Genomic DNA, 25,535 nt, shown 5'->3' with positions numbered 1-25,535 from the left:
CGAGCGGCTCCCAGCGTGCGTTACTTGGCCAGGAACTCCAGCAGCGCACTGTTCACGTCGTCCGCGTGGGTCCACAGCAGCCCGTGCGGCGCACCCTCGATCTCCATGTAGTCCGAGGAGGGGAGGGCCTGGTGGAAGAGGCGGGCGGTGGATTCGACGGGGAGGATGCGGTCTCCGGTGCCGTGCAGGATGAGTGTCGGTACGTCGATCTTGGGGATGTCCTGGCGGAAGTCGGTGCCCCAAGTGAGCGGCGCGGCGACGGCCGCGTGGGCGCCGCCGCTCGCGGCCACGTTCCAGCTGTTGCGCACGGCCTCGTCGCTGATGCGGGTGCCCAGGTTCTCGTCGAGGTTGAAGAAGTCCTGGAAGAACGCGGCGTAGTAGGCGTACCGGTCGGCCTTGACCGCGTCGGAGACACCCTGGAAGAACTCAGCGGGCGCGGCGCCGTCCGGGTTGTCGTCACTCTTGATCAGGCACGGCTCCAGAGAGCCGAGGAAGGCCGCCTTCGCGATGCGCGCGGATCCGTAGGTGCCGAGGTAGCGGCCCACCTCACCGGTGCCCATGGAGAAGCCGACGAGGACGGCGTCGCTCAGATCCAGCGTTTCCAGCACGGTGTTGAGGTCGGCGGCGAAGGTGTCGTAGTCGTAGCCGACGGTGGGCTGGCTGGAGCGGCCGAAGCCGCGGCGGTCGTAGGTAATGACGCGATGGCCTGCTGCCAGCAGCACCGCGGACTGCTTCTCCCACGACTGCCCGTCGAGCGGAAATCCGTGGATGAGGACGACGGGCTGTCCGGTCCCATGGTCCTCGTAGTACAAGTCGATGTCTGTCGTATTCTCCTGGCCCACGGTGATGAACGGCATGGCTGTCCCTCTCGGCTGCATCGCGGGACGACGGGTGACGTCCCCGCACTCGGTTTCGCGAGTACACATTTGTGCCAGTACGCACCCCCCTGTAACCGTCAAATGACTCAAATCCATACGCTCCACGTACGGCACTCCGGCCGCGACACCCCATGCCGCCAGCCCAAACACCAGCATGCGCCGACCGGAGGTGCTCGCGAGGCTGCGCGGGTTCATCGCCATGCGGAGAGTGAACAGTGCCGAGGCGAGTATGAAGTGCTGTGCGGGGCGGCCAGTTCGAGTTCCCCGGTGTCGAGCAGTCCGCTGGTGCGCAGCAGGATCATTGCCAGGAATCCGAGTACGAAAAGGGGAACTGCCGTGGGGCGCGCGGCTTGTGTGGCTCTTCGGGTGCCGCCGGAGCGGCGGAGGGCGAGGGCCGTTCCCGCGGTGAGCGGCGCGAGCAGGACCACTCACATCAGTTTGCTCAGGACGGCCTCACGCAGGGCGAACGGGCCAGCGGTCTGCGCGGTGGCGACCACCTGACCGGCGTCGTGGACGCTCGCCCCGGTCCAGCGGCCGAATACCAGGAAGTTCATGCCCAACGCGCTGCGCAGCACAGGCAGCACCACGATCGCGAGAGTGCGGCACAGGGTGACCAGCGCGACCGCACCGGCGACGTCGTCCTCGTCGCTCTCGTGTACGGCTCACTGGACTTCGAACACCGCGCCCGTCTCTCCTTGCGCGAAATAGCTGCCCCGCGGGAGCTTTCCGCGCACTCGCCCTTCGCCGGGGAGGCGGGCGGAACATCGATGCTCTTCAGCCCCCGACCATCCCGTCGCGATGAACCTGAGGCGAAGTCACGGCCGTTTCATTGACGCGGGCGGCCCACCGGTCGGGCCGGTTCGACGAGGTGTCTGGTCACGGCGCCGGAACACCGCCTCCCCCTTAGCCCTTTCGACACAGACAGGTCGTGCATCCGATGCCACTGGACTCCGCGCTCGCCAAGATTGTCGACGCCTACCGGACCTGCGAGTTCGCGACCCTCGCACGGGACGGCACACCGATCACCTGGCCCACAGCGCCCCTTCGCCGCGATGACGACACGTTTCTTGTCACCACGTCGATCGCCTTCGCCCAGAAGGCACTCAACGTGCGTCGCGACAGCAGGGTCGCCCTGCTCTTCTCAGAACCCACCGGCAGCGGATGGGACGGTGCAGAGCAGGTGTTCATCTCCGGTACGGCCATCTGCCCGGAGGAGATTGTCACTTCGCCGTCCGGCGACGAGGCGTATTGGTCGATGCTCTTCGACCGCCAGCCCGACAGCCGGCATTATGTGGATCTGCCCACCCGTTGGCTCATGGACTGGTACTACCTGCGGCTGCTGATCACCATCACCCCCACAGCCGTGACCGTCCGCCCGCCCCTGTCCGTGCAGTCCGCCGACCGGCACTCCGCCGTAGACGTGCGCCTTCCCCTCCCCGGCGCCGACATTCTGGCGCGCTTTCCCACCGCCGTCCTCGGGGCCCGGGACGCTTGTGGCGCTCCCCTGCTCATGCGGACGCCGGTCCAAACGACGCCCGAGGGGTTCCTGGTGGAGACCGCCGCCGATTGCGAAGTGGTGGCCGGTCCGGCCTCCTTGCTCGTGCACCGCCACGACGACCGGCTGGCCGGGCTGTACAACGCACTGGTGCGGGGCGAGTTGCGTCGGTCAGGCGATGATGATGGCTGGCTGCTGGTGCCCCACCGCGTTGTCGAGCCGTCGGCAGGCGGCGCTCGCACCCTGCGTAACGCCCGTCGCGCGACGAGCGCCTACCTCCGCAAGCGCAACCTGCGCCAACCGCGGGTGGATTGGCCCGCGCTGAAGGCTCTCGCCGCCGCATCCGGGGCCCGGGCCGGCGCTTCCTGATCATCCGGGACCTCGGTGGGTGCTCGGGGATCTGCCACGGGGCGGGCAGGCGGTACCGCTCATTCCCCGCGGCCCACGCGAGGCCCGCAAAGACGTGATGCCGATCACACAGGTATTTCTCGCCTGCTGGTAAGAAGCGGGCCGTTTCCCACATTTCCAGGTATGAAAACCGAGATGAGGGGGTGCTCGTGACACCCGCCGAGCGCTTCCACGATGTCTACGAGGAGTACTACCCACGGGTCCTCGCCTACGCCACCAGTCTGGTGGGACGCCAGGTGGGCGAGGACATCACCAGCGAAACGTTCACCGTTGCCTGGCGGCGCATCCACAACGACGTCCCCCACCCGAGCCTGCCGTGGCTGTTCGGGGTGGCCCGCAATCTGGTGCGGGAGATGCGCCGCGGGGACGCTCTGCGATACCTCCTCGCCGCCGAGGAAGCACAGCGCGTGGCCAGTGGCACCCAGGCCCAGGCCGGAGACGTCGCGGCGATGGTCGCCGATCGGCACATCGCGCTGGAGGCCCTCGCGAATCTGCCGGAGAGCGACCGGGAGTTGCTGACCCTGATCGCCTGGCACGGCCTGAGCACGAAGGAGGCCACCCAGGTCCTCAAGTGCACCGGCGCAGCACTGTCCGTCCGTCTCTACCGTGCGCGCCGACGCCTGGAGAAGGCCCTCGAGACAGCGCAGGCGTCCGACCCCGCCGAGGCGGCCTCCGCACCCACCGCAGGCGTCACCCAACCGCACAGCAAAGGAGCACCCGCGTGAAGAACTCACAGGAGCGATCGAAGCCGGCCGACGTCATGCGGGTGCTCGCGGACGCGCGGCCCGACGAGCTGGACCCGGCTCGCCTGACCGAATCCAGGCGGCAACAGCAGGACTTCGTACGCATCGTCGCCGAGCCCGTGGACGGCCGGGCGGCGCGCCGGCCGCTGCGTTTGCGTCCGCTGGGGGCGGTCGCCCTCGTGGCGGTGGCGGCGTCCGTGGTGGTGTCCGTGGGCACCTTCGACCGGCAAGCACCGGCCGATCCGCCCGCGACGCAGGCGCCCAGCGGCACCGCAAAAACGACGGTCGACGGGCAGATCGAACTGCTCAGCGCGGCCAAGAAGGCAGAAGCCGCTCCTGCCGGGGGGACGTACTGGCAGACCACCACGCTCGCGCAGTACGTGGATGTCGCGGAGGCGGGTGGTCGGTACTTCGCCGTGCGCAGCGCGTCCACCGACAACTGGTCGGTGGGGGTGCGGCCGGGGACGAAGAGTGTCATGGTGTCCGGTCTGGACGCCGAGGTCGAGCCCCGCACGGCGGCGGACGAGGCGGTGTGGAAAGCCGCGGGCTCGCCGCACACGCTCCAGGTCGAGGCCGGACAACAGAGCGGAACGCACAAGGTCGCCTTGAAGATGGGCACCGGGCGGCCCACGGTCATGCGCACAGACATCGGTGGCAAGATCTACGCCGTCGGCCCGAACAACGTCACGTACCAAGACCTGCGGGCACTGCCCTCCACCAGCGGTGAACTCCGCCGCTATCTGGAGAAGTTGTACGCACAGGACAACGGCGCCGACGGCGGCGCGTCGGGCCGCAGTGCCTGGATGCTGCGTCAGGCGGGCAACCTCGTCACCATGCCCGTGAAGCCCGGCGTCCGGGCCGCGGCGTACCGTCTGATGGCCGCTCTGCCCGGTGTTCGTGTGGTCGGTCATGTCACCGACCCGCTGGGCCGCGAAGGTGTGGCCGTCGCGTTCCCCGGCACGTACCGGACGCCGCTCGGGACCACGCAGGAGCGGCTGGTCATCGACCCCGCCACCGGCGACATGCTCAGCGACGAACTCCTGCTCGTCGAGCCCTCGGCCAGGGCCAAGGCAGCGGGACTCAAGGCAGGTACGGCAGTCAATTACCAGGCAACCAGCAAGATGGGCTGGGGAGAACGCCAGATCACCGTGCCGAACGATGCTCGCAGCTGATCCGTCACACCGTACGAGGCGCGGCCACCGCACCCGGCTCTGCCGCTCGTCGACCACATCGAAGCCGAGGCGCAACAGGTTGGGGAGGAAAACGTGGGGCACGGGGGGCTGCCCGTGAGCGCCTCACGGGCGCAGGTGTCCGTCCAGCGCTCGGGGAGGGTGGCGGGCGCGGGCCGGCTGATATCCAGCGCTGTCCGCTCGGATCGACAGCAGACGCGCACCTCGGCGATCGGGTCCACTGTGGCCGTGCGGCCAAAGCCGAGGGCCTCGCGCCAGAACCGTGCTGCTTGTGCGGCCCCTGGCGCGCTGGTCGCGAAGTGGAACAGCGCCTCAGCCTCGGAGCCTTCGGCCCATGACGGCTTGATGGTCGCAACCGCATGACGCACGTGATCGGTTCCCGGCGGCGGCTCGGTGAACTCGGTGTCGTGCCGTACACGTCATGACTGTGTGAGATACAGAATGCCCCCCGACCGGCAGCCTTCAGTTCTGTCCTGCCTCAACGTCACCGGCCACAGCTCCACCAACGGGACCGAGCTGCAGATCTGGCCCCGCGGTGGCTTCGACCAACGGAAGCGGAGTGGGCCAAGGGTGCCCACAGCGGCATTGGCTACGGACCGGGGCTGAGACAGCATGCGGAAGCTTCAGGGTATGGGCGCCATCGTGACCGGCGGGTCGCGCGGGATAGGCCGATCGGTGGTGGAACGCCTCGCCGCCGACGGGGCACGCGTGGCCTTCTCCTACCGCTCCGGTGCCGGGCCCGCCGTCGAGTTGGAGCACAGGACGGCGGCGGACGGCGGCGGGGCGAAAGGGTTCCGGGCCGATCTGGCGGAGCCCGACGCGGTACAGGAATTCCTGGCAGCGGCCCGCGAGTGGCTGGGCGGGTTCGACATCCTGGTGAACAACGCCGGATGCGCGGTTCCCGCCCCGCTCACGGAGACCACCGACGAGGACTTCGACCGGGTCATGGCCGTCAACGCCAAGGCGGTGTTCCTCGCTCTGCGGGACGCGGCCCGGCACATGCGCGACGGCGGCCGGATCATCACCATGTCCACGATCAACACCCGGCTGGCGATTCCGGGGGCGGCCGTCTACGCGGGCAGTAAGGGCGCCGTCGAGCAGTTCACGACCGTGGCGGCGCTGGAGCTGGGTTCGCGCGGCATCACCTCCAACACGGTCTCGCCTGGTTTCACCGACACCGATCTGCTGCGTTCGGTGAACTCCGAGGGGGCCCTGCGGCAGGCCGCCGGGTTGTCGCCCTTCGGCAGACTGGGCGAGCCCGCCGACATCGCCGACGTGGTCGCCTTTCTGGCCGGTCCGGACGGACGGTGGGTCAGTGGACAGAACCTCCACGTCGACGGAGCGGTGAGCGGGCTCCTGCGCTGAGCCGCCGGACCGGTGCGCCGGCCAGGGTCAGCGCGTACGCACCAGTCCGGTGACGAGGAGGTGCAGGGTACGGCTGAGCATCGCGGCGAAGTCGACCCTGGTGTCAGTGAGTTCGGGGTGCCGCTGGGCTTCGGCGACGGCGTCCGAGGGATGGGCGAACGGCCAGAGCCCGGCCGTGCAGACGACGGTCAGGGAGACCAGTTCGCGGGCGGCGTCCGGTGTCAGGCCGGTGATGTGCTGGCGCAGGAGGTCGGCCAAAGTCCGCAGGAGCCGGACGTGGGCGAGCTTGAACTCGCGTGCCGATTCGGTGGAGATGTTCCGCTCGAGTTCCGAGCCCAGGACGCTGAACAGGTCGCACAGCAGCGGGCGGCCGGCCAGCGAGTGGGCCAAGGTGTCGGTGACCGCGGTGGAGGACCTTTCAGTCGTCGCCAGTTCGGTGGACAGGTCGTCGACCCACCGGGCCAGGGAACGGTTGAGGAGTTCGAAGAAAACCGCTTCCCTGGTCTCGAAGTAGCGCACGACGTTGGTCTTCGACAGCCCGACCCGGCGGCTCAGCTCCCTCAGGCTGATCTCGCTCACCGGCATCTCCGTCAGCAGCTGCGTCGCGGCGTCGAGGATGGCCTGCTTGCGGATCTCCCGCTGCTCGGCGCTGCGTGCGCGCTGAAAGCCGGCGGCCTGGTCGTCTGCTGTCATCGTCGCTTCCCCGGGGAACATCTTGCTCGCGGCCCGTGCGGCGCGGCCTGCGACAACCCTAAGCCCCGGTGACACCGGCCCCTGGGGCGGCGCCGAAGGGGTCTGGGGACGGGGCGGGTTCCTGCCTCGGGTGTCTGGTGCCGGGCGCCGGAACGGGCTCACGTGTCATACCGATTCGCTCACGTGGCGCCACTCGGCGTCCCCGGCGGCGAGGTTCTCGGCGAAGGCCTGCGCGACTTGGACGGCGTCCTTGCCGAGCAGCAGACGCAGCGGCGGTCGCTCGGCCTCCACGATGTCGAGGAGGATCTGGGCGATGCGTCCCGGGTCGCCGGGCTGCTTGCCGTTCTGGCCACGGATGGCGGCGACCGCACCGCCGACGACCTGCTGGTACGGCTCGCTTACCGGCGGGGTGGCCATGGAGGAGCCGGCCCAGTCGGTACGCATGCCGCCCGGCTCGGCGACGGTGACCTTGATGCCGAGGGGGGCCACCTCCTGGGCCAGGACCTCGGAGAAGCCTCCCACCGCCCACTTGGCGGCCTGATAGGCGCCCAGGCCCGGGACTGCGACCCTGCCGCCGACGGAGGAGATCTGGATGATGTGGCCGGAGCCCTGCTGCCGCAGGACGGGGAGGGCGGCGCGGGTGACGTTGACGACGCCGAAGAGGTTGGCGTCGATCTGGTCGCGGAAGGCCTGATCGGACATGTCCTCCAGGGCGGCCATGTCGGCGTAGCCGGCGTTGTTGACCACGACGTCAAGGCGGCCGAAGGCGTCGACGGCGGCCTGCACGGCCCGTCGGGAGGCTTCGGCGTCGGTCACGTCCAGGGTGACCAGCCGGACCTGGTCGCCGTACTTCTCGACAAGGTCGTTCATGGGCTCGGTGCGCCGGGCGGTGGCGAGCAGGGTGTTGCCGGCCGCCAGCACGGCTTCGGCGATGGCGCGGCCAAGGCCGCGGGAGCTTCCGGTGATCAGCCAGGTCTTGCTCATGGTGGTGCCTCTTTCCCTGTTCTCGTCGAGACGTCTTAAGAGGCCGCTGGACCTTTACGCATTTCCCCACTTTAAGAGGCCACTGGACTCTTGTCCATCTCGGACGCTTGCCGCAACAAAGGCCACAGCTCCGAGGCGGGTCCACATGTATGCGGCATCGGCATCTTCGACGAGCGCGGCGTCCCTCGCGCTGGGCAGCAAGAGGTTCCGCGGCCGGTCCGCCGGCGCCCGCGGAACCCCTTCGTCGTCAACAACGACGCCACCACGCCGGGTCACCTCGCAGCCGACGACCGCTCCTCGGCGAAGAAGCATGCCGAGTCGTGGGCTGCCGGCCCGGTGGAGTCGGGGAGGCCGGTGGGGATAGCCAGAACCGGGACTTCCGTAGCGCAGCGTTCCTTGGCCTTCCAGCACCGGGTGCGGAAACGGCAGCCGGAAGGGATGTTGGTGGGTGAGGGGACGTCGCCGGCCAGGATGATGCGCTCGCGGTGTTCGCGGGCCTCGGGGTCGGGGACAGGGACCGCGGAGAGCAGGGCCTGGGTGTAGGGGTGGGTGGGGTAGTCGTAGATCTCCTCGTCCCTGCCGATCTCCACGATCCGGCCCAGGTACATGACGCCAACGCGGTCGGAGATGTGGCGGACGATCGAGAGGTCGTGGGCGATGAAGACGTAGGAGAGGTCGAACTCGTTCTGGAGGCGGTCCATCAGGTTGACGACCTGGGCCTGGACGGAGACGTCGAGCGCGGAGACGGGTTCGTCGGCGACGATCACCTCCGGGCGCAGGGCCAACCCCCGTGCGATGCCGATGCGCTGGCGCTGGCCACCGGAAAACTGGTGCGGGTAGCGGTTGATGTATTCGGGGTTGAGCCCGACCACGTCCAGGAGGTCTTGGACCCTGCGTCGGCGGTCGCCCTTGGGGGCCACCTCGGGGTGAATGTCGTAGGGCTCGCCGATGATGTCGCCGACCGTCATTCGAGGGTTGAGCGAGGTGTACGGGTCCTGGAACACCATCTGGATGTTGCGACGCACTGCCTTCAGAGCCTTGCCGGACAGCTTGGTGATGTCCTCGCCCTTGTACTTGATCGAACCAGCCGTCGGCTGCTCAAGATTGACCAGCATCTTCGCGACCGTCGACTTGCCGCAGCCCGACTCCCCCACAATCCCGAGGGTCTCCCCTTTGTTGAGCGTGAAGTCCAGACCGTCGACCGCCTTCACGGCACCGACCTGCTTCTTGAACAGGATGCCTTGGGTGAGCGGGTAGTGCTTGACCAGCCCGGTCACTTCGATGATCGGCTCAGCCATCGAGGCACTCCTCCCAGAAGTGACAGGCGCTCTGCCGGTAGTTGTCCAGCTTGTTCAGTCGCGGTTCGTCGGTGCGGCAGATGTCCTGGGCCATTGGGCAGCGGGGGTGGAACGCACACCCCGGAGGGATGCTCATCAAATTCGGCGGCAGACCCTTGATCGCGTAGAGCTGCTGGCCCTTCTGGTCCAGACGCGGGATGGAGTCCAGGAGGCCGCGCGTGTAGGGGTGCGCCGGGGCCTTGTAGATCTCGCGGACAGGGGCCTGCTCGACGATGCGGCCCGCATACATCACCGCGATCCGGTCCGCCACGTCCGCCACCACGCCCAGGTCGTGGGTGATGAGGATCAGGCCCATGTGGTACTCGTGCTGCAACTCCGCGAGCAGTTCCATGACTTGGGCCTGAACCGTCACGTCCAACGCGGTCGTGGGTTCGTCGGCGATGATCAGAGCCGGCTCCAGAGCCAATGCCATCGCGATCATGATGCGTTGACGCATACCGCCGGAGAACTGGTGCGGATACTGCTTGACCCGCTCCTTCGCTGCCGGAATGCGCACCCGGTCCATCAGCTCGACGGCCTTGGCCCGCGCGTCCTTCTTCGACATGCCCCGATGGACCATGAACATCTCACCGAGCTGGTCGCCCACGCTCAGCACCGGGTTGAGCGACGACAGCGCGTCCTGGAAGACCATCGCCATCTCGGCGCCCCGGACCTTGCGCCGCTCGCTCTCCTTCAGCTTCAGCAAGTCCCGGCCCTGGAACACAACCTCGCCCGCGGTGACCCGGCCGGGCGGGGACGGGAGGATGCCCATCACCGCCTGCGCGGTGACGGACTTGCCCGAGCCGGACTCTCCGAGCACCGCCAGCGTCTCGCCCGCGTCGACGCTGTAAGAGACCCCGTTGACGGCTCTGGCGACCCCGTCCCGGGTCTTGAACTCAACGTGCAGATCACGCACTTCCAGGAGCACGACTCACCTCAGCTTCGGGTCGAGGGCGTCGCGGACCGCGTCGCCGAGCATGATGAACGCCAGGACGGTGACCGCGAGGGCGCCGGCCGGCCACAGCAGCATGTGCGGGGCGTTGCGGATGTACGGGGAGGCCGCGGAGATGTCGATGCCCCAGCTGACCGTGGGGGGCTTGAGGCCCACAGCCAGGTAGGACAGGGTCGCCTCGAGGGAGATGTAGGTGCCCAGCGCGATGGTGGCCACGACGATGACGGGAGCCACGGCGTTGGGCGCGATGTGGCGGAGCAGCAGGCGGGAGTTGGAGGCGCCCAGGGCTCTCGCGGCCTGCACGTAGTCGTTCTGCTTGGCCGTGATGACCGCGCCCCTCGCGATGCGGGACACCTGGGGCCAGCCCAGCAGCACCATGAAGCCGATGACCGGCCAGACGGTGCCGCCAGTGACCACGGAGAGCAGTGCCAGGCCGCCCAGGAGGACGGGGATGGCGAAGAAGATGTCGGTGATGCGGGACAGGATGGTGTCCCCCAGGCCGCCGAAGAAACCGGCGAGACCGCCGAGGACCGATCCCAGAACCGTGACACCGAGCGTGGCGCAAACGCCGACCGTGACGGACGTACGGGCGCCGTAGACGGTGCGCGTGTAGACGTCGCAGCCCTGACCGTCGTAGCCGAAGGGATGGCCGGGCTGCGAGCCCTGCTGTGCCTTGGCGAGGTCGCACTTCAATGGGTTGCCTGATGCGATCAGGGACGGCCAGAGGGAGATCACGATCAGGAAGAGGATCACCAGGGCGGAGAGGACGAAGACGGGGTTGCGCAACAGGTCGCGGATCGCGTCGGACCCGAGGCTGCGTGCCGCGCCCTGCGGCGCGGCGGATGCCGTCGGCTCAGGCATAGCGGATCCTCGGGTCGAGTACGGCGTACAGGAGATCGACGAGCAGGCTGGCGACCAGGAAGACCAGCACGAGCACGGTCACGAAGCCGACCACCGTCTGGCTGTTCTGGCGCACGATGCCCTGGTAGAGCTGGTAGCCGACGCCGTGAATGTTGAAGATCCGCTCCGTGACGATCGCGCCGCCCATCAGGGCGCCGATGTCGGTGCCGATGAAGGTGACCACCGGGATGAGCGAGTTGCGCAGGAGGTGGCGGGTGACGACCCGCCGTCTCGGCAGGCCCTTCGCCACCGCCGTACGCACGTAGTCGCTGCGGCGGTTCTCAGCGATCGACGTCCGGGTCAGCCGCGTCACGTACGCCAGCGACACCGACGCCAGCACCAGGCCCGGCACGATCAGCTCGCTGAAGGGCGCCTCCGTGGACACGGAGGGCGAGATCCAGCTCCACTCGACACCCAGCAGGAGCTGGAGCACGAGGCCGGTGACGAAGGTCGGGATCGAGATGACGACCAAGGTCAGCAACAGGATCGCGCTGTCCAGCACGCGGCCTTGGCTCAGGCCGGTGAAGAGTCCGAGGCCGAGACCGAGGACGATCTCGAGGAGGACGGCCACGACGGTCAGCCGAATGGTGACCGGGAAGGCGCTGCTCATCAGATCGATGACCTTCTGCCCGTTGAAGGCGGTGCCGAAGTCGCCGGTGACGAGGTGGCCCATGTAGGTCAGGTACTGCTCCAGGACCGGTCGGTCGAGGCCGAATTCCTTCTTCAGCTGGGCGGCGGTGGCGGGGTCGCACGACTTGTCCCCGCACAGCCCCGCGACCGGGTCGCCGAGGACGTTGACCATGAGGAAGATCAGCAGCGTGGCTCCGATGAACACCGGAATCATCTGGAGCAGACGCCGTATCAGATAGTGCCCCACATCGATCAGCCGACCTTGATCTCGTTGTAGACCGGGACGCTGAACGGATCGAGGGCGACATGGGACAACCTGCCGGACCAGCCGGCGCTTCCGTTCTGGTACCAGAGCGGGATGGCTCCCATGTCGTCCCGAAGGACGCCCTCGGCCTGCTGGAAGAGCTGTACGGCCTTCTTCGGGTCGGTCTGCGCGTTGGCCTGGTCGACCAGCTTGTCGAACTTCTTGTGGGACCACTTGCCGTCGTTGGAGGAGGCGTCGGTGTAGTACAGCGGCTGGAGGAAGTCCTGGATGAGCGGGTAGTCCATCTGCCAGCCGGCGCGGAACGGCCCGGTCAGCTTGTCCTGGCCGATGAGGTTGCGGAAGTCGGCGAAGGTGCCGACCGGCGAGCCCACGCACGCCTTGTCGTCGCCGAGGACGTTGTTGATGGAGTTGCAGACCGCGTCCACCCACTCCTTGTGGGAGCCGGTGTCGGCGTTGTATGTGATCTTGAGCTGCCCGCCGGGGATGCCGCCGCCCTCCTGGATGAGCTGCTTGGCCTCGGTGGGGTTGTAGTCGCAGTAGTCGCCGCACAGCCCTTCCTTGTAACCGCCGCTCGCGCCGAGCACGGGGGAGGTCCAGTCGGTGGCGGGGGTACGGGTGTTCTGGAAGATCGTCTTGGTGATCTGCGCCCGGTTGATGGCCATGGACAGGCCCTTGCGGACCTTCGCCGCGCCGGCGGTGTTCCAGTCATTGTCGTAGAACGGGAACGCGAGGGTCTGGATGATGCCGGCCGGGGTGTTGAGGTAGCGGTCACCCAAGTCCTTGCGGACATGGGTGAGTTGCTGCGCCGGAACATCGTCGACGAGGTCGAGATTGCCGGCCTGGAGGTCGGTGTAGGCGGTGTTGTTGTCCGTGTAGACCTTCAGGTCCACGCCGCCGTTCTCAGCCTTGTCGGCACCCGGGTAGCCGTCCCACTTGCGCAGCTGCATCTGCGCACCCTTGGTGTACGACTCGATGGTGTACGGCCCGTCGCCCACCGGCTTGGCGAGCCAGGCGGCGTGGTCGGTGAAGAACGCCTTGGGCAGCGGCGCGAACGCGACGTAGCCAAGGGTGTCGGGGAACGTGGAGAACTTCTGGGTGAGCCGGATGGTGAAGGTCTGGTCGTTGACGACCTTCAGCCCGGACAGGGAGTCGGCGGTCTGCTTGCCGGTGTCCGGATGGACCTTGTCGTAGCCCTCGATGTAGCCGAAGAAGTACGCGTTCTTCTGGTTGCTCTTCAGGCTCGCCCCGTAGTTCCAGGCGTCCACGAAGGAGTGCGCGGTGATGGGCTCACCGTTGCTGAACTTCCAGCCCTTCTTGAGCTTGACGGTGAAGGTGCGGGAGTCCGTGGTGGTGATGCTCCGGGCGACCGCGTTCTCGGCTTTGCCGGTCTTCGGGTCGTACTCCTTGAGGCCACGGAAGATCATGCCGAGGACCTTGCCGCCCTCCACCTCGTTGGTGTTGGCGGGCTCCAGCGGGTTCTGCGGGTCACCCCAGACCGCACTGAGCACGGCCGCGCCGCCGTCGCCGCCGCCGGACCCGCTGCAACCGGTGAGAGTGAGGGCCACGGCGGTGGTGAGGGCGGGCCAGATGGCATACGTGTGTACTCGCATGAGTCTCTCCTTGGGGGCCGGCCCGCGACTTTGAACCGGATTTCAGGTAGGACAAGGTAGTTTCGGCACTCAACACCCGTCATCACATGTCCATGCGATATGTTCCGGGCCGGTACACACGTACTTTCGTGAGCGTGCCGTTGAACGCTGCTCAGAACGACGCCGATCGGCGCTTCTCGACGAGGGTCTCCGTGCGGTTCGGTGTCGCCGCGGCCGTGGCTGCGGTGGCATGGCTGCTGGTGTACCTGGTGTTCGTCCGTGCGGCCACGGGCCAGCTGTGGGAGAACGCCGTGTGGGCCGGGCGGGCCCAGGACGAGTCGCCGGCCGCGATGCACCGGGCCGACCGGGTGCTGGACCACATCACGGTGATGTCCCTGGGCGGCGCCGTGGCCGTGCTGGTGCTGATCGGGGCGGTGCGCCGGTGCTACGCGGTGACGATGGCCGCAGCGGGTGTCGTAGGCGGATCACTCATGCTGAGCGAGGTGCTCAAGCGCTTTGTGCTGCGGCGCCCGGACCTGGTGGGAGCGCCTCCCCGGCTACTGGACAACAGTTTCCCGAGCGGGCACACGGCGATTGCGACGAGCGTGGTCGTTGGGCTGGCCCTGGTCGTGCCCTACCGGTTGCGGGCCGCCGCCGTGGGTGCGTGCGCCGTGTGGGCGGCCCTCGTCGGCGCGTACACGGTGGCCGCCGGATGGCACCGCCCCAGCGACGTGATCGGCGGCGACCTGGTGGTCCTGACCGTCGCCTGCGGCTTCGTCTCCGTGTTGGCCCGCATCGGCAAAGTGCGCGCAGTCTCGGGGCGCCGCCGTCGGGTCGGGAGCCTGCTGGTGATCGGTCCCCTGCTGTTCGTCGCACTCACCGGGCTGGGCACCGGCGGGATCCTCCTCGCGGGCGCCGTCTGCGGAGTGGCACCGGCGTGGTCCGCACCAGGTGTCGCGTACACGGCGGGACACGCACTCGCGGCGGGTGCCGGGGCGGGCACCTCGCTGGTGTGGCTCGGGCTGCTGCGGCGTTGCGTCACGGACGACACGGTGGGCTCACACCGAGGTGCGGGCCCACGCCGTTCACTAAGACTGCTGGGGCAGGGCGTTCAGAAGGTGAGGCTCCAGCGGTTCAGGTAGCCGCCCTCGCTCAACGGGATGCCGGGGGCGGCCGGGGTGTAGTCGGTGACGCGGAGCTTCCAGATGCCGTTGGCGGGGAGGGCGGAGGAATCCACGGTGAAGCTGTCGTGCAGTTCCGTGCCGGTGTCCCACGTGAAGTCCTTCACCATCAGCACGGTGCCGTCCGGGGCGATCAACTGGACGACCTGGGCACCGATGAAGGTGTGGACCAGGTCCACGGAAACCTTGAGGTCGGCGGGCGCGTCGCCGGTGCGGCCGGTCACCGTCAGGGGTGTCTCGACGCTCTTCCAGGGGGCGTAGTCGTGGCGGTCGGGGTCGACGAAGAAGTCGCCGCCGGAGGCGATGACGGACCAGTCGAAGAAGTAACGGCGCTTCTCGGCGGCCGAGTTCGTGAAGGTGATGGTGGTCGGGAAGGTGCCCGCGGTGGTGGGGGTACCGGAGATCAGGCCGGTGCGGGTGTCGATGGCGAGCCCGGCGGGCAGGCCGTCGGCCGCGTAGGTGACGGCGCCGGGGCGGGTGGAGACGGCGGCGACGGTGCGGGCGACCGGCTGACCGACGGCCGCGTCACGGGTGGACAGGGACGTGATCGCGATGTGGTTGACGTAGCGGGGGCCTACGTTGACAGCGGCCCAGGCGTTCGCGACGGACTCGTAGGCGTCGCTGGCGGTACCGAACAGGTCGGACGCGGCCTGGAGGGTGGCGGTGCGTGCTCCGGCGTAGTCGGTGGTGCTGGTCATGTAGTGCGTCAGGGCGCGGTACCAGACGTTGGTGGCGTTGCGCAGTCCGATGCCGGCGACCGGGAGACCGTCGTAGGTGGGGCTGTCGTAGGCGACACCGTTGATGGTCTTGCTGCCGCTGCCTTCGGAGATCAGGTAGAAGAAGTGGTTGGCGACCCCGGCTCCGAAGTGCGCATCGAGGAGATGGGTTCCGGCGGTCCAGTAATCCTGTGAAGTGCCCTTTTCCGAGGCGTCCTTGGACGGCCGGTCCATATAGCGCAGGGGCTTGCCGGTGCCGCGGACATCGGCGAGCTCGCCGATGGTGTAGTCGGGGACGTCCTTGGGGTTGTTCGCGAAGAACTCGACGGCGGTGCCCAGGATGTCGCTGGTGGCCTCGTTGAGGGCGCCGGACTCGCCGGTCTCCAGCAGGCCGGCGGTGGCGGCGGTGACGCCGTGGGTCATCTCGTGTGCGGCGATGTCGAGTTCGGTGAGCGGGTGCCGGTTGTCCAGGCCGTCGCCGTAGGTCATGCAGAAGCAGCTGTCGAGCCAGTAGGCGTTGGCCAGGCCCGAGACGTGCACGTTGGAGACGGCACCCACGCCGTCGTCGGCTATGCCATTGCGGCCGAACACGTCGTGGTAGAAGTTCCAGGTGGTACGGGACCCGTAGGCGGCGTCGACGGCCGCTGTCGCCCGGTCGTCGGCGGTGCCGTCGCCCCAGACGTCGTCGGCGTCGGTGTACAGGACGCCGAGGCCCCCGTTGGTGACGTCACGGACGCTGTTGCCGCCACGCTGGGTGTCGACCAACTGGTAGGTGCCCCCCACCCGTTGGGTGCCGAGCTGGACGGTGCCGCTGTACTGGCTGTTGCCGACGCCCGCGGTCACCTCGTCCCAGGCGGCGAGCCGGTTGCCGGTGGCAGCGTCGAGGACGACGTGCAGGCGGCTGGGCGTGCCGTCCTGTCGCACTCCGGTGATGACGTGGTCGAAGGCCAGGCGCGGAGTGCCGGAACCGGCCCAGACGATGCGGCGCGCGGTTCCGTCGGCGGCGGCGTGCTCAACGTGCTCCTTCCTGGCCTCGGCCAGCGCCCCGTTCCTTGCGCGTTTGGCCGTCACACCGTCGTCGACGGCGGGGACGGACAGCGGGGTATGCAGGGAGTCGTCGAGGCTGCGGCCGTGCGGGCCGTCGTGCACGATCAGGTCGCCGCCGCCCTCGACGGGCAATCCCTGGTAGGTCCGCGTGTAGCGGGTATGGACCGTGCCGTCGGCATCCTTCAGGACGTCTTTCGCCACCAGGTTCTCGTGGCTTCCGGCGTGCAGTGCCTTTCTGACGGCGGCGCGGTCGGCGGCGGCCCGGTCGAGCAGCGACGTGCGCTCGGCGGGGCTGAGGGGCACGGCTTTGGCACCCACCCTGGCCTTGGTTGCGACCAGCGGGGGCGCCGGAGTGTGGGCGGTGTCGGGGGCGGCGGTGGCGGGCGGGGTGGTCAGGGCGAGGGTGCCCAGGGCCACGGCGAGGGAGACGGCGAGCGCGCCCACGGGTCTGAGGGACGATGTGGGCCGGTCCGCACGCGGAACACGTGCGGCGAGCTTGAAGCGGGACATGGCTCTCCTGGCTCGGAGGGGCAGGCGACACAGGTGCCACGTCGATGGGGCTGCCTGTGGAGCTGAGAGGCGAATGCGACAGCTGTACGAAACAGCGCAGGCGACGGGATCGTTACAGGTAACACGCCTGCTGTCAGCACTTCGGTGATCACTGTTCGAAATCCGGCCACCTCGTGCTCCTGCACACCGGGACCGGCGCCCCCCTCGACGGGCGCCTTTACGCCGTGGCAACATCGGGCCACTTCAGAACTTTGGCAATTTCCCGCTGCTGTTTGTGTGTCGCACCAGCAGAAACATGTGCGCTGGGCATCGCCCCCGGACGGTCGCATTCCGCCATGTACCGGGCAGGGACATGTGTAGACGAGTGTTCTGCGGTTAGTTTGACCTCATTGACGGCAACAGCCCGAGGACCAACATGCAGGTGCACCTGAACCCCCCGCTCGAACCCGGTAGTGCGCCCGAGCTCGCCGTCGCCATCGTGGCGGCAGCGGCCGACATCAGTGATGCGGCTCTGGACTACAGCCCGGAGAGCATCGATGTCGTGGAGGACATCGTCGACGGCTTCCGGGCCGAGGGTGTGAGCAGCGAGGAGATGGCCGAATCGCTCGTCGCCTTCGGCTGCTACCTCGGCGAGATCGTGACGCGCCACATCGGAGGCACCTGGCGGTCCGCCTCGGCCGCCCACCCCACATCCGCCCCTTTCATCGTGGTGTTGCCCGACGCCCGGGAGTGCCATCCCATCGACTGGGTCTTCAGCCGTCTGGAGTCCGGGGCCGCCGTCAGCATCCGTGATCTGTACGGGACAGCAGTGGCCGATAGTGCGGACAGCGGGTTCGCGGAAGCAGAAGCCGAAGCAGAAGCAGGAGAAGAAGGAGCGCACGGGTGAGCGGGTACCGCAGACCATCCGGCCTGGAACGATAGAGGCGACCAGGCACAAGGCAGGCCTACGGAGGGTGGGGGCGGAGGAGACGTGATCAGCTCGCGCGTCGGCACGGCGGAGGAAACCGGCCCGGACGGCACTGGCCCGGGAGGCACCGGCTTGGTCGGCCGGGATCGAGAGTGGAAGCTGGTGTCCTCGTTCCTGACCGGCCTGCCGGAGAACGGCGGCGTGCTCCACCTGAACGGCACGCCCGGTACCGGCAAGTCCGCCGTCCTGCACTCCGCCGCGGCAGAAGCTGTGAGACAGGGCATACGTGTGCTGTCGACGGCGTGGGCGTCCGGCGAGGATGAATTGACGTACGCCGCGCTGCAAGGCCTCCTGCTCCCCGCTCTGGCGCGTATCGACGACCTGCCGGACCGTGAACGTGTCGTCTTGCGCGCCGCGTTCACCGGCGGCGGCGCCGTGCCTAGCGCCGTGGAGCTGGCCGCGGCAGGGCTGCGGCTGCTGGCCACGCTGTCGGAGCCGGTGCTGCTGTGCGTGGACGACCTCGACCGGCTCGACGCCGCGAGCCGCAATGCCCTGCTCGCTCTGGCGAGGCTCTGCGGCTCGACGTCGGCGGGGGCAGAAACCGGGTCAGGGTCGGTGGGCATGATCGTCGCCGAGCGCGGCGATGGCGGCTCAGCGTCGCATGCGCATGGCCTCTCCGTGACACTCGGATCATTGCCCGACCCGCACGCCCGCGCGCTCATCGCCCGTACCGGACGGGTCATCGGGTACAGCGAGGAGCAGCTCGTCCTCGCCGTGGCGCGCGGCAATCCGCTAGCCCTCACGGAGCTTTCCCTGGGCGATGGTCCGCTCGGGGACGCGGCCGGGTTCGGCATGCTGCCCGCTACCCCGCGCCTGGCCGAGGCGTACGCGTACGACTGGGCGGTCTTGTCGGCGTCCGCCCGTGACGTGCTGCTCACCGCCGCGCTGAGTATCTCGCCGGGCACATGGGACATTCTGCGCGCGAGCAGCTCCCTGCTCGGCGACGACGACGGCGCGGCCCGCGCCGGTCTCGCGGAGCTCGTGGCCCGGAGACTGATCGTCGACGAAAGCGTTGAGGAGGTCGAGGAAGGTGTCGGCGGCGACGCCCCTCGGATTCGCTTCCATGAGCCGCTCATGCGCTCGGCCGTGCTGCGGCTGGCGTCAACCTCACGGCGCATGGCCGTGCACTCCGCGCTCGGGCGGAGCCTCAACAGTCCTGCCCACGCCGCCTGGCACACGGCCCAGTGCATGGCGGGTCCCGACGATGAACTTGCGCAGCGGCTGGAGGGGTTGGTGGGCGGTTCGGGTTCGATCACCGGGGTGCTGGTGGTGCTCGCCGCGCTGGAGAGTGCGGCGCGGCTCTCCCCCGATCGGGAAAGCCGGGCGGTACGACTGCTGCGGGCCGCCGAGCTGGCTGGTGACCACGGTCTGGTGGACCAGGCGCTGCGGCTCGTGTGCCAGATCGACCCGACCGAGTTGGGGACGTTCGGGCGCGCCCTGCTGCTGCGGGTGCACGATCTGCTGCCGGGCAGCAGCACGGCCGGCCGAGAGCGGATCGCCGAGCTGTGCGACGCGGCGCGCACGGTCGCCGCGCAGGATCCCGTGCTCTCCCGGAAACTGCTGCTCGCGGCGGCCCGCAGATGCCGGTGGCAGCAGGTCGGGGAGAGGGAGCGCGACCTGGTCCTGCGCACGGCGAAGGAGCTGGAAGCCGGGCCACGGGACGGGTGGTATCTCGTTCTGCTGTCACTGATCGACCCCCTGCGAGTGCCCCGGCCGCCGGTCCCGCAGCCCATTCCCCTGCCCTCCGAGGTCGAGGGGCGGAGCCTGTTCAGTCAGGTGACCACCCTCACCATCGACCTCGAGCAGGCGGAGCCGCTCCTTGAGGAGGTGGAGGACGCCTTCCGTGCCTCCGGCCGGTACGGGCAGCTGTCGCTGATGCTCGTACCGCGGACGATGTGCCAGATCTGGCTCGGCACCCAGTGGGACAAGGCCCTGGTGCTGGCCGAGGAGAGCCGGGTGATCGCCGAGCGGACGGGGCAGCAGGACTGGGCGGCGCGGGCCACCGGGATGCTGGCCATCGTCGCGGCCCTTCGCGGGGAGCACGACAGGGCGTCGGAATGCGCCGCCGAGGTCGAGGAATCCTCCCTGCGTCTCGGCCAGAGCCGGCAGCTCAGCCTGGCGGTCCTGGCTCGCGCGGTCACCGCGTCCGGCACGGGCCGCTACGCCGAGGCCTATGTCCGGCTGCGCTCTCTTTTCGCGGACCCGACGACGCCGTACGCCTTCGAGCAGTTCTGGGGGCTCGCCTTCCTCGCGGAGGCGGCGCTGCCCGCCGGGGAGCAGGCCGATGCCAGGACCGTCGTCGACCATGTCGCGGCGCTGACGCGGGCGGGGTGTTCACCTCTGCTGGAGCGGATCGTGGCCTACGCGGACGCGGTACTCGCCCCGGACGACGAGTCGGAGGAGCGCTACCGTCGGGTGCTGCGGCCCGGGATCGAGAGGTGGCCGCTGCTGCACGGCATGACCCAGTTCGGCTACGGAGCCTGGCTCAGGCGTCGGCGGCGCGTCACCGAGTCCCGTACGCCGTTGTCCACGGCCGAGTCGGTCTTCCGGACCCTGGGCGCCCCTGCGCGCGCCGAACAGGCCGCCTCTGAGCTGCGGGCGACAGGCTGGGCGACGGAGGAACGGCACGCCGAGGACGACTCGAACGACATCCCACGCCTGCTGTCGCCGCAGCAGCTCACCATCGCCCGCCTGGCCGCCCGCGGCCTGTCCAACCGGGCCATCGGGGAACAGCTGCGCCTGTCACCGCGTACGGTCGCCTCGCACCTGTACCAGATCTTCCCGAAGCTGGGCGTCTCCTCCCGGGCGCAGCTGGCCGCGCGGTTCGGGGCCGACTGACGCGGCGGGACTCAGGGAGCGGGCGGGTCCGTCAGCTCCCTCAGTGTCTCGGCCAGTTGTGCCCGGGACGTCACGCCCAGTTGGGGGAAGATGCGGTAGAGGTACGCGCCGATGGTTCGTGGTGCGAGGCCGAGTTGTTCGCCGATCTCGCGGTTGGACAGGCCGCGGGCGGCGAGCTCGGCGATCCGCAGTTCGCGGGCGGCGAGCAGGTCGCGCGCCGTGGCGGGCCGGGACGCGCCCAGGGCGGCGCTGTCCGCCCGTTCTCCGGAAGCCCGTAGCTCTTCGGCGATCCGCGGGGCGCGGGCCTCGGACCCCAGCATGGTGAAGGCGGCAGCCGCCTGGCGCAGTGTGGCCTGGGAGTCGGCGAACTGCCGCCGCAGTCGCAGCCACTTGCCCTCGGCCAGACGCAGCGGCGCCTCCAGGTAGGGCCAGCGGGTCAGGTCTTCACCGAAGGCCCGTTTGAACATTTCCTGGGCGTCGTGCTCGTCCGCGAGAACGGCCCGCGCCACCGTGAACCGGAGGGCAACGACTGCGGGACACTGCGCGCCCAGCTCCGTCTCCAGCCGGTCGAGCATCGCGAGCGCTTCCGGGGAGCCTTGTTCGGCTTTGGCGGCTTCGGCGAAGGCCACCAGGGCGAACAGGGCGAGCGAGCGCGTGCGCGGGGCCCTGAGCAGCGACGACAAGGCGGGAAAGGCCGACGCGTAGTCGCCGCCCTCGACCAGGGCCCAGGCGGTGCAGACGGCGAGGACCGTGTCGATCGCCGGCATCGAGCGCCTGGCCGCCGCCAGATCCCTGGCACTGCGCGGGCGAGCCGCAGTGCCGGTGCGCAGAGCTCGTACGACATCCAGCAGAAGGCGGGCGGCCGCCGCGTGGTGGTCCTGGCGGTACGCGCTGTCGGCCAGCTTCACGCACCGCCGGAAGGCGTGCTCAGCCTGGGCCCAGCTGCCCATGCCCAGATGCGCCAGTCCCTGCCTCAGCAGTGCCCACGGCAGTTGGTCCGGCCGGGCGTGGAAGCGGCGGCGCTCCGCCTGCCGGAACAGGTCCATGGCCCGGACGGGGTCACCGGCCAGCATCGCGGCCTGCCCGAGGCGCTCGATGTCGCGCACGGGCAGGTCGGTCAGGTGCCGGTCGACGGGCATGCCCGCGAGGACGGTGCCGGCCCGGTCCAGCGGGCGGACCATAGCCATGGAGTGCAGCCACCGGGAGTCGTCCGCACGCTCCGGCATAGCGTCGAGGAAGGCCAGCAGCGCCTCGGATCGTTCGTCGTCGCCCACGAGAACGGGCGCGGTGATCCGGGCCAGCTCCAGGGCGTTCTCCTGCTCATCGGCGCCGACGGGGGTGGGCCAGCAGGCCGGGTCGGTGGGATTCGGGACGGCGGAGCCGGGACCGTCAAGGACGCGACGGGCAGGGGCCGTCCGGCGAGCCGGGGCGGCCCCTGCTTCGGGTGTCCCCCTGCGGACGCTCACCGACGCGGTCGGCTGCCGTCCGTCAGCGTGCTCAATGGAGATCAGGACGCGGGCACACAACGTGCCCAAGGGGCCCAGCGGGTGGCGCAGGGCGCGGTGCGCCATCGTGCGGGTCATGCGCTCCAGCCCGAGGAGTTGGGCGAGCTGGGCGGCTCGCAGAGCGCAGCGTCCCTGGTCGGCGGGGCTCCGGTGAAGGTCGGCTGCGCGCCGCAGCAGCCGTACGGCCATCGCTGGCTCACACTGTTCCAGCGTGTCGCCGTGCAGCGCCTCCAGCCGAGCAGCCAGCTCCGGGTCGTGTCCCTCCGCCGCCTGGGACCGGTGCCACAGCATCCGTACCGAGCCGGCCGGCAGGACGGCCGCCAACGCCGCGTGCGCGGCCCGGCACCTGCGCGCGACGGTGCCATGGATGACCGCCCCCGCCATCGCCGGGTGACCGAAGCGCGTCCGCCTGCCGTCGAACACCACGAGGCCCGCGCGCTCCGCGGGATCCAGTACCGCAAAGTCCAATTCCGCGCCGGCGAGCAGGGACGCGGCCGACAGGAGCAGCGGCAGGTCGGCCTCCGGGTGCAGGGCCGCGACCAGCAGCAGGTCCCGGGTCCCGGGGGGCAGTCCCGCTACGCCCGGCGCCATGGCGGCGGCCAGCCGGTCGGAGGAGCCGGGCATGCTCGGCCGTGCGTCCTCGGACGGGACGGGTAGTTCTAGCAATGCCAGGGGGTTGCCGGCCGCGGTCGCCAGAAGTTCGCGCGCGGTCTCCGCGGCGAGATCAGGACGTCGCGAGGCCAGGAGCCGGGCGGACTCGGCAGGCGACAGCGGGCTGAGCGGCAGGGTGGGAAGGCCGGTCGCAAGGTGGGGCGGTGTGCTGTCCTGGGCCGCCGTGTGGGGCGGTGTGGTGTGTGGACGGGTGGTCAACAGCAGGGCCAGCGGATGCCCCTGGGCCCTTCGGGCGACAAAGGTGAGCACGCGTCTACTGGGTTCGTCCAGCGCGTCCCAGTCGTCCACGGCGACCAGGAGGGGTTGTCCGGCCTGGGAGACTGCTGCCAACACCTCAAGAACAGTGAAGGCCAGCCAGGAGTCTCCGCCGCCTGGCGCGGGGGCGCCGTCGACCAGCACGCGGAACAGCGCGTCGAGGTACGCCGCATCGAGGTCCACGGCGTCGCACACATCGTCGTCGGTCCAGGGCAGGGCGGTGGGGCTCGCCTCATCGGTCGGGTCAGTCGGGCTCACCAGGTCGACGGTCGGGTGCGCTGAGCCTGACCAATTCGCCAGCACCGGCCAGATGATCTGGAGCAGGCCGGACAGTTCGGGCGGATCACTGCCGCGGATGCCGGTACACCGTAGGACACGCATGCCATCGACCCTTGCCGCCTGAACGGCGGCTTCCAGCAGTGCCGACTTGCCCGCGCCGGCCTGCCCGGACACCACCAGGGCCGCTCCCCGAGCGGTCGCCCGGAGCAGAAAGTCCCGCAGCGCCCGCAGTTCGGCGCCCCGGCCGACGAAGCCCGGGTCCCCCGGCCGTGCCTGATGCAGGAAAGGGGCCAGCAACGAGGTGGGCTGCGCCTCCTCCACTGCGGCAAGGGAGGCGAACCTGCCGTGCCCGTTCATCGGTTCCCCCTGCTGCGGTGCACGCACTCCTGTCCTTCAGCAAGAGCGCTCTCCTCCTGCATGCTCCCACCCCCCGGGAGGGAAAGGCGAGCAGCCAGGGGTTCACCGCCAGGCATCAGGGGTGAACCTTTCTGCGCCGCGTCAACGTGTTCCCTGTACGGCTTTGATCCACTTCCGAACAGCGGGAACACAGACATGGAAGGACGGCTGGGCATGGGGACCCTGAAGACTCGAATCACCACCCTGGCGGTGGCGGGAGCGTCGGCCGCGGCCATCACGCTCGCCACCGGCGGTTCGGCGTCGGCGGACGCCTGGATCGGCTCCGGATCCGGCAACTGCGGCAGTCAGTACGCCCTGTGCATCTGGGACCAGGGCAACTACCAGGGAAGCGGTATCGGCGTTCCCTGGGCCGACGTCTGGAAGCTCAACGACATCCCCAGGTACTACGGTTTCCTGGGAACCAACATCTCCTCCATCATCAACAAGACCGGCACCACGTTCTGCGGCGCCGAGTACCGCTACGGGGCCGGCAGCACCTTCAAGATCCAGGCCTGGGGGTGGTACAGCGGACTCGGGTCCACGTGGGACAACCGGATCGAGTCCATTCAGACGTGGCCCTGTGACGCCGGGGGCTGACACGGCGTGCCGATGGGCCGGGCAAGGCAGAAGCCCGGTGAACCGGGCGCGAACCGCGGCGGGTTCGCACGGTTGCGCGCCACGGTGGCCCAGTGGTGCAAAGTGACGGTCCGGCATCGTCGGCCGACTGCCGTGCCATGTGACCGCTTGCCCGTTGCCTGATACGTGTGAAGTCCAGGGTCGCAGGTGCTGAGGCTCTTTCGGACAGGTGCCCGTTCGCCGCCTCGCAGCGACCATGTCGACGACACTTGCACAACCGGGCCTCTTCAGCACCTGCCGCGCGGACGATCACCACACAGCGGTCGGACCACGCGCACACCAGGAGGGGCCGGCCCGGGCGTCGGAGTGTGGTTTATGTCCGTGAACTCCTTCGCGCCGGCGTTCCTCGCCGCGACGGCCGAGCAGGGCTGCGGCCTCTGAGGGGGCCTGTGTCCGGCCGAGGTCATCGCGTGCCATGGAGGGCACTCAGGCCCACGTATGCTCCTGCGCATGAGTTCCGAGCAGCCTGTCCGTAAGCGTGACGGCGCCGCGACACGCGAGGCGATTCTGGCCTCGGCCGTCACCGAGTTCACCGAGCACGGGTACGCCCGGGCCGGAGTAAGGCAGATCGCCGAACGCGCGGGTGTCACGGCGATGATGATCAACCGGTACTTCGGCTCGAAGGAACGGCTGTTCGCCGAGGTCGTCGACCGTGTCTTCGGGCCACCGACCATCGCCGGCGACCGACTGTCCGGTCTGGCGGACTCTGTCGCCCGCACGCTCGCCGAGCGCACAGCGCCAAACGCCGAACGGCTCGACCCGTTCCTGCTGTTGCTGCGGTCGGCATCGGATCCGGAGGCGGCGGACATCATGAGACGGGGCATCGAGACGCATGTGGGCTCCCGGCTCGCCGGCCTGCTCGAGGGCCCCGACGCGGAGGTCCGTGCACAGTTGGGACTCGCGTTGCTCGCCGGTACGTGGCTGCTGCGCAGCATCGTCGGCACCACCGCGCTGGCCACGGCCGACAACGACCGACTCGCGGGCCTGATCGCCGACATGCTTCGCCCCGTGACCGAGGAACCCGGTACCGCACACCGCTCCGTCGGTGGTCCGGAGGGTGTCGACGCATAGTCGGCGACCGTTCGCAGCCGTGGCGCTCAGCAC

General features: G+C 69.3%; 20 protein-coding genes. 9 read left to right on the top strand and 11 right to left on the bottom strand.

Going from position 1 to position 25,535, the window contains the following annotated elements:
- Window positions 1-20: 20 nt before the first annotated feature.
- Together V2W30_RS40870 and V2W30_RS40865 are read right to left on the bottom strand one after the other, a co-directional pair.
- Entirely contained in the window at window positions 21-857 is an 837-nt protein-coding gene (locus V2W30_RS40870; protein WP_338704263.1) for an alpha/beta hydrolase, read from the bottom strand.
- A 449-nt stretch (window positions 858-1,306) separates the two neighbouring features.
- A complete protein-coding gene (locus V2W30_RS40865; protein ID WP_338704404.1) occupies window positions 1,307-1,486 on the bottom strand; it encodes a putative sulfate exporter family transporter in 180 nt (59 codons plus the stop codon).
- 329 nt (window positions 1,487-1,815) lie between these two features.
- Between V2W30_RS40865 and V2W30_RS40860 the strand changes: the two genes are divergently transcribed.
- From V2W30_RS40860 to V2W30_RS40845, 4 genes are all read left to right on the top strand, one after another.
- Window positions 1,816-2,742: a pyridoxamine 5'-phosphate oxidase family protein gene (locus tag V2W30_RS40860; RefSeq protein WP_338704261.1), complete on the top strand. Its 927-nt coding sequence runs from the start codon at window positions 1,816-1,818 to the stop codon at window positions 2,740-2,742.
- Between the two features lie 188 nt (window positions 2,743-2,930).
- Entirely contained in the window at window positions 2,931-3,506 is a 576-nt protein-coding gene (locus tag V2W30_RS40855) for a sigma-70 family RNA polymerase sigma factor (RefSeq protein ID WP_338704260.1), read from the top strand.
- The gene (locus V2W30_RS40850) at window positions 3,503-4,696 is read left to right on the top strand and encodes a CU044_5270 family protein (RefSeq protein WP_338704259.1); all 1,194 of its coding nucleotides are present in this window, start codon (window positions 3,503-3,505) and stop codon (window positions 4,694-4,696) included. The genes V2W30_RS40855 and V2W30_RS40850 overlap by 4 nt, the downstream gene beginning before the upstream one ends.
- 648 nt (window positions 4,697-5,344) lie before the next feature.
- Complete coding sequence (locus V2W30_RS40845; RefSeq protein ID WP_338704257.1) at window positions 5,345-6,079, top strand: SDR family oxidoreductase; 735 nt, start codon at window positions 5,345-5,347, stop codon at window positions 6,077-6,079.
- Window positions 6,080-6,106: 27 nt separating this feature from the next.
- On the opposite strand, the gene V2W30_RS40840 is transcribed toward V2W30_RS40845, so the two are convergent.
- The 7 genes from V2W30_RS40840 to V2W30_RS40810 all read right to left on the bottom strand — a co-directional run bounded on the left by V2W30_RS40840 (window position 6,107) and on the right by V2W30_RS40810 (window position 13,450).
- Window positions 6,107-6,772: a TetR/AcrR family transcriptional regulator gene (locus tag V2W30_RS40840; protein WP_338704256.1), complete on the bottom strand. Its 666-nt coding sequence runs from the start codon at window positions 6,770-6,772 to the stop codon at window positions 6,107-6,109.
- A gap of 165 nt (window positions 6,773-6,937) precedes the next feature.
- Window positions 6,938-7,756 (bottom strand): oxidoreductase, encoded by an 819-nt coding sequence (locus V2W30_RS40835; RefSeq protein ID WP_338704255.1) that lies wholly within the window; start codon window positions 7,754-7,756, stop codon window positions 6,938-6,940.
- A gap of 272 nt (window positions 7,757-8,028) precedes the next feature.
- Window positions 8,029-9,054 carry a dipeptide ABC transporter ATP-binding protein gene (locus tag V2W30_RS40830; RefSeq protein ID WP_338704254.1) on the bottom strand — a complete coding sequence of 342 codons (1,026 nt, stop codon included), beginning with the start codon at window positions 9,052-9,054 and terminating at the stop codon, window positions 8,029-8,031.
- On the bottom strand, window positions 9,047-10,021 hold the full coding sequence (locus V2W30_RS40825) for an ABC transporter ATP-binding protein (protein WP_338704253.1): 975 nt from the start codon (window positions 10,019-10,021) through the stop codon (window positions 9,047-9,049). Before V2W30_RS40825 ends, V2W30_RS40830 begins: the two co-directional genes overlap by 8 nt.
- Window positions 10,022-10,024: 3 nt before the next feature.
- On the bottom strand, window positions 10,025-10,906 hold the full coding sequence (locus V2W30_RS40820) for an ABC transporter permease (RefSeq protein ID WP_338704252.1): 882 nt from the start codon (window positions 10,904-10,906) through the stop codon (window positions 10,025-10,027).
- Window positions 10,899-11,822 (bottom strand): ABC transporter permease, encoded by a 924-nt coding sequence (locus tag V2W30_RS40815; RefSeq protein ID WP_338704250.1) that lies wholly within the window; start codon window positions 11,820-11,822, stop codon window positions 10,899-10,901. Before V2W30_RS40815 ends, V2W30_RS40820 begins: the two co-directional genes overlap by 8 nt.
- 5 nt (window positions 11,823-11,827) lie before the next feature.
- Entirely contained in the window at window positions 11,828-13,450 is a 1,623-nt protein-coding gene (locus V2W30_RS40810; RefSeq protein WP_338704249.1) for an ABC transporter substrate-binding protein, read from the bottom strand.
- Between the two features lie 134 nt (window positions 13,451-13,584).
- Here V2W30_RS40810 and V2W30_RS40805 point away from each other — a divergent pair, with 134 nt between their 5' ends.
- A complete protein-coding gene (locus tag V2W30_RS40805; RefSeq protein WP_338704248.1) occupies window positions 13,585-14,571 on the top strand; it encodes a phosphatase PAP2 family protein in 987 nt (328 codons plus the stop codon).
- Here V2W30_RS40805 and V2W30_RS40800 read toward each other — a convergent pair.
- A complete protein-coding gene (locus tag V2W30_RS40800) occupies window positions 14,541-16,883 on the bottom strand; it encodes a M4 family metallopeptidase (RefSeq protein WP_338704247.1) in 2,343 nt (780 codons plus the stop codon). The two genes, V2W30_RS40805 and V2W30_RS40800, sit on opposite strands and share 31 nt — an antisense overlap.
- Before the next feature lie 415 nt (window positions 16,884-17,298).
- Between V2W30_RS40800 and V2W30_RS40795 the strand changes: the two genes are divergently transcribed.
- Window positions 17,299-17,769: a hypothetical protein gene (locus V2W30_RS40795; protein ID WP_338704245.1), complete on the top strand. Its 471-nt coding sequence runs from the start codon at window positions 17,299-17,301 to the stop codon at window positions 17,767-17,769.
- Window positions 17,770-17,853: 84 nt separating this feature from the next.
- On the top strand, window positions 17,854-20,688 hold the full coding sequence (locus tag V2W30_RS40790; RefSeq protein ID WP_338704244.1) for a helix-turn-helix transcriptional regulator: 2,835 nt from the start codon (window positions 17,854-17,856) through the stop codon (window positions 20,686-20,688).
- 11 nt (window positions 20,689-20,699) lie between these two features.
- Here the strand turns inward: V2W30_RS40790 and V2W30_RS40785 are convergent, their stop codons facing one another.
- Complete coding sequence (locus V2W30_RS40785) at window positions 20,700-23,756, bottom strand: helix-turn-helix transcriptional regulator (RefSeq protein ID WP_338704243.1); 3,057 nt, start codon at window positions 23,754-23,756, stop codon at window positions 20,700-20,702.
- Between the two features lie 213 nt (window positions 23,757-23,969).
- On the opposite strand from V2W30_RS40785, the gene V2W30_RS40780 reads away from it, so the two are divergent.
- Window positions 23,970-24,392 carry a hypothetical protein gene (locus V2W30_RS40780; RefSeq protein WP_338704242.1) on the top strand — a complete coding sequence of 141 codons (423 nt, stop codon included), beginning with the start codon at window positions 23,970-23,972 and terminating at the stop codon, window positions 24,390-24,392.
- Window positions 24,393-24,881: 489 nt separating this feature from the next.
- Window positions 24,882-25,502, top strand: a complete 621-nt coding sequence (locus V2W30_RS40775; RefSeq protein WP_338704240.1) for a TetR/AcrR family transcriptional regulator — start codon at window positions 24,882-24,884, stop codon at window positions 25,500-25,502.
- Window positions 25,503-25,535 lie beyond the last annotated feature (33 nt).

The organism is Streptomyces sp. Q6, from assembly GCF_036967205.1.
Taxonomy (GTDB): domain Bacteria; phylum Actinomycetota; class Actinomycetes; order Streptomycetales; family Streptomycetaceae; genus Streptomyces; species Streptomyces citrinus.
The sequence above is the reverse complement of the archived record's forward strand: the minus strand, read 5'-3'. Positions and strand labels throughout refer to the sequence as shown.

What these genes read in the sequence shown, in the direction of transcription:
- V2W30_RS40870 (WP_338704263.1), bottom strand. Translation starts at nt 857, where the DNA reads ATGCCGTTCATCACCGTGGGCCAGGAGAATACGACAGACATCGACTTG.
- V2W30_RS40860 (WP_338704261.1), top strand. Translation starts at nt 1,816, where the DNA reads ATGCCACTGGACTCCGCGCTCGCCAAGATTGTCGACGCCTACCGGACC.
- V2W30_RS40845 (WP_338704257.1), top strand. Translation starts at nt 5,345, where the DNA reads ATGGGCGCCATCGTGACCGGCGGGTCGCGCGGGATAGGCCGATCGGTG.
- V2W30_RS40840 (WP_338704256.1), bottom strand. Translation starts at nt 6,772, where the DNA reads ATGACAGCAGACGACCAGGCCGCCGGCTTTCAGCGCGCACGCAGCGCC.
- V2W30_RS40835 (WP_338704255.1), bottom strand. Translation starts at nt 7,756, where the DNA reads ATGAGCAAGACCTGGCTGATCACCGGAAGCTCCCGCGGCCTTGGCCGC.
- V2W30_RS40830 (WP_338704254.1), bottom strand. Translation starts at nt 9,054, where the DNA reads ATGGCTGAGCCGATCATCGAAGTGACCGGGCTGGTCAAGCACTACCCG.
- V2W30_RS40820 (WP_338704252.1), bottom strand. Translation starts at nt 10,906, where the DNA reads ATGCCTGAGCCGACGGCATCCGCCGCGCCGCAGGGCGCGGCACGCAGC.
- V2W30_RS40810 (WP_338704249.1), bottom strand. Translation starts at nt 13,450, where the DNA reads ATGCGAGTACACACGTATGCCATCTGGCCCGCCCTCACCACCGCCGTG.
- V2W30_RS40800 (WP_338704247.1), bottom strand. Translation starts at nt 16,883, where the DNA reads ATGTCCCGCTTCAAGCTCGCCGCACGTGTTCCGCGTGCGGACCGGCCC.
- V2W30_RS40795 (WP_338704245.1), top strand. Translation starts at nt 17,299, where the DNA reads ATGCAGGTGCACCTGAACCCCCCGCTCGAACCCGGTAGTGCGCCCGAG.
- V2W30_RS40785 (WP_338704243.1), bottom strand. Translation starts at nt 23,756, where the DNA reads ATGAACGGGCACGGCAGGTTCGCCTCCCTTGCCGCAGTGGAGGAGGCG.
- V2W30_RS40780 (WP_338704242.1), top strand. Translation starts at nt 23,970, where the DNA reads ATGGGGACCCTGAAGACTCGAATCACCACCCTGGCGGTGGCGGGAGCG.
- V2W30_RS40775 (WP_338704240.1), top strand. Translation starts at nt 24,882, where the DNA reads ATGAGTTCCGAGCAGCCTGTCCGTAAGCGTGACGGCGCCGCGACACGC.